6 protein-coding genes are annotated in these 5,412 nt (G+C 59.8%); 1 reads left to right on the top strand and 5 read right to left on the bottom strand.

The window, feature by feature from the left end:
* Nucleotides 1-83: 83 nt before the first annotated feature.
* The 4 genes from AC07YV_RS29655 to AC07YV_RS29640 all read right to left on the bottom strand — a co-directional run bounded on the left by AC07YV_RS29655 (nt 84) and on the right by AC07YV_RS29640 (nt 3,163).
* The gene (locus tag AC07YV_RS29655) at nt 84-845 is read right to left on the bottom strand and encodes a bestrophin-like domain (protein ID WP_102702817.1); all 762 of its coding nucleotides are present in this window, start codon (nt 843-845) and stop codon (nt 84-86) included.
* Nucleotides 846-1,162: 317 nt separating this feature from the next.
* Nucleotides 1,163-1,576 (bottom strand): VOC family protein, encoded by a 414-nt coding sequence (locus AC07YV_RS29650; RefSeq protein WP_102702816.1) that lies wholly within the window; start codon nt 1,574-1,576, stop codon nt 1,163-1,165.
* Nucleotides 1,577-1,665: 89 nt separating this feature from the next.
* Nucleotides 1,666-2,325: a TetR/AcrR family transcriptional regulator gene (locus AC07YV_RS29645; RefSeq protein ID WP_007971197.1), complete on the bottom strand. Its 660-nt coding sequence runs from the start codon at nt 2,323-2,325 to the stop codon at nt 1,666-1,668.
* On the bottom strand, nt 2,312-3,163 hold the full coding sequence (locus AC07YV_RS29640; protein WP_102702815.1) for a 3-hydroxybutyryl-CoA dehydrogenase: 852 nt from the start codon (nt 3,161-3,163) through the stop codon (nt 2,312-2,314). The genes AC07YV_RS29645 and AC07YV_RS29640 overlap by 14 nt, the downstream gene beginning before the upstream one ends.
* A 162-nt stretch (nt 3,164-3,325) precedes the next feature.
* On the opposite strand from AC07YV_RS29640, the gene AC07YV_RS29635 reads away from it, so the two are divergent.
* Nucleotides 3,326-4,390 (top strand): AraC family transcriptional regulator, encoded by a 1,065-nt coding sequence (locus AC07YV_RS29635; RefSeq protein WP_102702814.1) that lies wholly within the window; start codon nt 3,326-3,328, stop codon nt 4,388-4,390.
* A 41-nt stretch (nt 4,391-4,431) separates the two neighbouring features.
* On the opposite strand, the gene AC07YV_RS29630 is transcribed toward AC07YV_RS29635, so the two are convergent.
* A complete protein-coding gene (locus AC07YV_RS29630) occupies nt 4,432-5,154 on the bottom strand; it encodes a pirin family protein (RefSeq protein WP_102702813.1) in 723 nt (240 codons plus the stop codon).
* Nucleotides 5,155-5,412: the final 258 nt, after the last annotated feature.

Genomic DNA, 5,412 nt, shown 5'->3' with positions numbered 1-5,412 from the left:
AGTAGGTCATCGTCAAGATTAAATTCCGAAACCCCAATTGCGAAAGCAGTTGGGGTTTTGTTTTTGTCCGCAGGAAATTCAAACTACTGCCCCAACCGCTCCAATGTGTGCTCCAGCGGGTCCAGCGACACACAGATAAAACCATCAAGCGGTCGATTGAGTTCCTCCACCAGCAAGATGGTTGCCCCCGTCGACAGGGCACACATCAGCAATACGACGACAATGGTCCCGTTGCGTGGTGCAAACAGGCCGAACGAGCCAAAGATAATCCCCAGCCACGTCACCAGGATCACCAGCATCACCGGTGGGATCGATTGATTGGACTGCAGCAGGGTCAGCCAGCGGGCGGCAAACACGGCGTCCATGTCTTGCAATGCCTTGGCTTTGAGCGAGCGCTGATCATCGTTAACGGGAGAGAGTAACTCCACCTGGCGTTGCAGGCCTTCGGAGCGATGGATCACTTCGGGGCTGTCGAGTTTTGCAATCTGACGGCGATCGCGGGTCGCGAGCACTTGGGTGACTTCGGCGAAGTTGTGCTTGAGTTCGGTACGGATGCCCTGGGTATCGGGGCCATAGCGGGCCAGCAAGCGGTCGAATTGAATCACTTTCGCCGCCGCGCCCTCCAGCTCCGCATTGGCCGTATCGAAGGTGTTTTTGGCTGAGGAAACGAGCAAACCGAGGACCAGCGCCGACATCGTTGCGATGAGGCCGGTGGCCAGCTTCAACACCGCCACGGAGTCATCGCTCAGATGTTGGCTCGGTAACCGCTCCCTCACGTACGAACCCAGCAGTGCGCTGGCGAACAGGCAGGCAAAAACGATGAGGGCGATCACCAGGTCATTCAAATTCAATCTCCGTTGACGCTGCCTTCCGCGGGGAGAGATCTACCGGTACTTGATCACGATGCCTTTGAGCTTGCGTCCCTCGATGGTCGTCACGTCGCGAGCCCACAGCGGTCCGTTGGCATAGGCTCCAGGAGCAAGCGTTTGAAACGGCTGGGCCAGGACAGGTCATGGGCTGGCATAGCGGGTTAGCTCCTCTGGTCCGCTGCTATCGATGTGGCAAGTTGACGGTAGCAGACAGGCCGGGAGTTGCCAGAAAGCCCAACCTTTTCAGGTTGGGCTTACTTGTGCCTTCGTTTCTGTCATTCGACAAAGGCCCTTCACTGATCCTTTTCGCAATTGACCATCCACGACACACCAAAACGGTCGACCAGCATGCCGAAGCGCGCCGCCCAGAACGTGGTCTCCAGGGGCATCTGCACAGTGCCACCGTCTGCCAGTGCATTGAACACCCGTTCGGCCTCGGCAATGCTGTCGACGTTGAGTGAAATCGAGCAGGCACTCATTTTATCGACGGGGCGATCCGGTGTGGTGTCCGACCCCATGATCGCCTGATCGCCCACGATCAGGCGGGTATGGATGATCAGGTTGTGCAGCCCCTTGGGGAAATGCTCACCCGCAGGGGTTTCACCAAAGGTCAGCATGGCTTCGATCTGGCCTTGCAGGCACTTCGCGTAGAACGTGAAGGCGTCTTTGCAGTCGCCGTTGAAGATAAGGTAGGGATTGATTTTCATGGTCGGCTCCAGGTGCTCATGTACACACAACGGTTTGGACGCCGGTTTTTTCGGCGAATTCCGATTGTGTCGAGCCGACAAGCAAAGCGCTAAATCTTTGTCGGAGCTTGTGTTTCTTTAGATGTTTTTTCCATAGGACGGGCGAGGCTTATCGCCTCCGGCACACGCCGCGGCGCCAGCACACGTTCGATGGCGCCGCTGACCATGCTTTCCAGCAGCTCCTCACGTTCCTGCTCGTCCAGCACATGGGGCGTCAGCCAGCTGGGGGCGCTGTTGAGCAGCGCACCAATGGCATGCCCGGCGGCCAGCAGGCCTTGCTCGCTGAAACGGGACTTCGCGCCCAGCATCTTCAGCAACGTGCGTTCGTATTGCTCGCGCAGTTGCCGGACCCGAGCCTGTTGCTCTTCGTTCAGGCAACCGCTATCGCGCTCCACCAGGCGGAAATGCCAAGGCATCTCCCGGTGCAGATTCAGATGGGCGCGGATCAGGCTGTTGAGTTTGTCGCGTTTGCCGGGCGCTTTTTGCTGGATGCGCCCCAGAGTGGCCAGCAGCTCCTCGTAGAACTCCTCGATCAGGTCCAGCAGCAGATGCTGTTTGCTGGGGTAATGGTGATACAGCGAGCCAGGGGAGAGCCCCAGGCACGTCGCGAGCTCACGCATGCCGACCTGGCCGAACCCCTTGCAGGCAAACAGCTCCAGGACCTTGTCCCGGTACTCGGCAAAGCGCGAGCAACGCTCAGGCATAGGCATGGAAGCCGCGCCCCGTCTTGCGCCCCAGGTAACCGGCAGCGACCATTTCCTTGAGCAATGGCGCCGGGCGATATTTGCTGTCGTTGAATCCGTCATAGAAGGCTTCGAGGATCGACAACAGGGTATCCAGGCCAATCAGGTCCGCCAGGGCCAACGGGCCGATAGGCTGGTTGCAGCCCAGGCGCATGCCGGCGTCGATGTCTTCGGCGCTGGCCAGGCCCTCCTGGAACACCAGGATCGCCTCGTTGATCATCGGCACCAGGATCCGGTTGACCACGAAGCCCGGACGGTTGCCGGCGGTGATCGCGGTTTTGCCGAGGGTGGTCGCCATGTCCAGCGCCAGTTGGTGGGTCGCGTCACTGGTTTGCAGGCCGCGGATGACTTCGATCAGGCCCATTACCGGCACCGGGTTGAAGAAGTGCAGGCCGATGAAGCGCTCTGGCTGGCTGACACTGGCGGCCAGTTGGGTGATCGACAGCGACGAGGTGTTGGAGGCAATGACGCATTCGCTGCTGACTTGCGCGGCGATCTGTTGCAGCACACGCAGTTTCAGGTCGAGATTCTCAGTGGCCGCTTCGATGACCAGTTGCGCGTCGCGCAGGACGCTGTAATCGGTGCTGGTGCGGATTTTGTCGAGGGTGGCCTGCTTCTGCTCTGGCGTCAGGGTTTCCTTGGCGATCTGCCGATCCAGGTTTTTACCGACCGTTGCGACGGCTTTTTGCAAAGCGCTTTCAGAAATGTCGAGCAGGGTCACGTTGAAACCGGCCAAGGCACAGACTTGTGCGATGCCGTTGCCCATGGTGCCCGCGCCGATTACCCCGATGTTTTGCAGATTCATTTTCCGTCCTTCGATCAAACCCTGCGATACCTTGGCCGCGACTGCGGCCGAAGGCGTACTATTGCCGCGAGTCTAGAGCCGGCAGGGCGGTTGTCCTATGCCAAAACTGTTCAACGGCACTGATGTTTTTTGCCATTCGGGTGATGAGAGAGAAGCGAACCAATGCGGGAAAAGGACTCGGTTGCCGCCTATTTCGTGCAGGCAATGATCCATGGGCTGAGGGACGATCCGCAGCGCGTGACGGCCGTGCTCGAACAGGCGGGCATTGATCCGGCGGTCATGCAACAACCCACGGCGCGGGTGCCGGCCAGCGCGTTTGCGGCGTTGTGGCTGATTCAGATCCGCGAGCTCGACGACGAATTTTTCGGGCTCGATTCCCACGGCATGCCGCCGGGCAGTTTCGCCCTGATTTGCCGCGCCCTGATTCAGGAACCCGATCTGCACAAGGCCATGCGTCAGTGCCTGGCCAACTTCGGGCTGTTCCTGCGCGACTTTCGTGGCTCGCTGGCCGTGCGGGGCAAACGTGCGGTCATCAGCCTGCAGACCCGTTCGAAGGACAGCGATGCCAGCCGGTTTGGTGAAGAAACCTTCCTGGTGTTGATGATCAGTCTGCTGTGCTGGCTGGGCGGGCGGCGCATTCCCATTGACCGTGCGGACTTCCGCCACTCGCGCCTGTCGCTGAGTGACGACCGCCTGCTTTGGGGGCCCAACCTGACCTTCGGTGCCGAGCGCACTGAAATCGAATTTGCCAGCCATTACCTGCGCCTGCCGGTGGTCCAGGACCTGGCGTCGCTGAAAGTGTTCCTGCGCACCGCGCCGCAATGGCTGGTGATCCGCTTCCGTAACCAGCATGGCCTGGCATCACAGGTTCATCAGCGCTTGCGCGGCAGTCACTACAGTGAATGGCCGACGTTGCAGGCCTTTGCCCTGGAACAGCACCTGAGTCCCAGCACCTTCCGCCGCAAACTGGAGCGCGAAGGCTGTTCCTATCAGGAGATCAAGGACGAAGTTCGCCGTGGCGTGGCCTTTGAGCAATTGCGTCAGAGCGACGCGAGCATCAGCGATATCGCCGAGCAACTGGGCTTCCAGGAGCCGAGCGCCTTCCATCGGGCGTTCAAGAAGTGGACCGGGGAAAGTCCGGGGCGCTATCGGGCCCGTTATCAGGGAGACTGTGGGAGCGAGCCTGCTCGCGAAAGCGATAGGTCATTCAACAGTGATGTCGTCTGACACTCCGCCTTCGCGAGCAGGCTCGCTCCCACAGAGGGATGTCATGGCATTTCCGGCAGTTCCTGCGGGCGCAGGTCGAAGACCAATACTTCAGCGTCCACGCCGTTGCTCAAGGTCAGTGCCTGTTCATCACGGATCCGCACACCGTCGCCCTCCTGCAACAACACGCCGTTGAGTTCGACGCTGCCCCGGGCCACGTGCACGTAGGCATAACGGTTGGCGGCCAGTTCCAGGGTGGCGCTTTCCTGGCCGTCGATCAGGCCGGCATACACCCGTGCATCCTGGCGCACCTTGAGCGAACCCTTGGTGCCGTCCGGCGAGATGATCAGCTGCAGGCGCCCGCGTTTTTTCCCGGTGCTGAAGTGCTCCTGCTGATAGCGCGGTTTGGCGCCGCTGACGTCGGGCACGATCCAGATCTGCAGAAAGTGCACCGGCCGCGTGCTGGAGTGGTTGAACTCACTGTGGGCCACGCCGCTGCCAGCGCTCATCAGTTGCACATCGCCGGGGCGGATCACCGACCCGGTGCCCAGGGTGTCCTTGTGTTCCAGGGCACCCTCAAGCACATAGGAGAAGATCTCCATGTCGCGGTGCGGGTGCTGGCCGAAGCCTTTGCCGGCGGCGACGCGGTCGTCGTTGATCACCAACAGGTCGGAAAAACCCTGCTCTTTCGGGTTGCGGTAGTTGGCGAAGGAAAAGGTGTGGAATGACTTCAGCCAGCCGTGATTGGCCAGGCCACGATCCGAGGCTTTGCGAAGAGTCAGCATGATGAAATCTCCTGTGGGGACGTGAATTCGTCCGAGTGAGGAGAAGGTTAATGTTTACTCGTTTGTGCAATAAGTAGGTGAAAACTGAAATACTGTCTCGTTATGGTTGACAGTTTATGAGCGCGAATCAGCTATTCTGTCCCGATATTCGGCCCTGATGAATGGCATGTCTTTTGTGGGAGCGGGCTTGCTCGACGGCTATCGCGTCACCACCCACTGGCACTACTCCGAGCGGCTGATCAAGGGCTTTGCGAAGGC

Source organism: Pseudomonas sp. GW456-E7 (assembly GCF_059424105.1).
This window is presented reverse-complemented; position numbering and strand designations above follow the sequence as displayed.

Bases quoted from the DNA above. Each gene is read 5' to 3' on its own strand.
- AC07YV_RS29650 (WP_102702816.1), bottom strand. From the start codon at position 1,576: ATGAAAATCAATCCCTACCTTATCTTCAACGGCGACTGCAAAGACGCC.
- AC07YV_RS29645 (WP_007971197.1), bottom strand. From the start codon at position 2,325: ATGCCTATGCCTGAGCGTTGCTCGCGCTTTGCCGAGTACCGGGACAAG.
- AC07YV_RS29635 (WP_102702814.1), top strand. From the start codon at position 3,326: ATGCGGGAAAAGGACTCGGTTGCCGCCTATTTCGTGCAGGCAATGATC.
- AC07YV_RS29640 (WP_102702815.1), bottom strand. From the start codon at position 3,163: ATGAATCTGCAAAACATCGGGGTAATCGGCGCGGGCACCATGGGCAAC.
- AC07YV_RS29630 (WP_102702813.1), bottom strand. From the start codon at position 5,154: ATGCTGACTCTTCGCAAAGCCTCGGATCGTGGCCTGGCCAATCACGGC.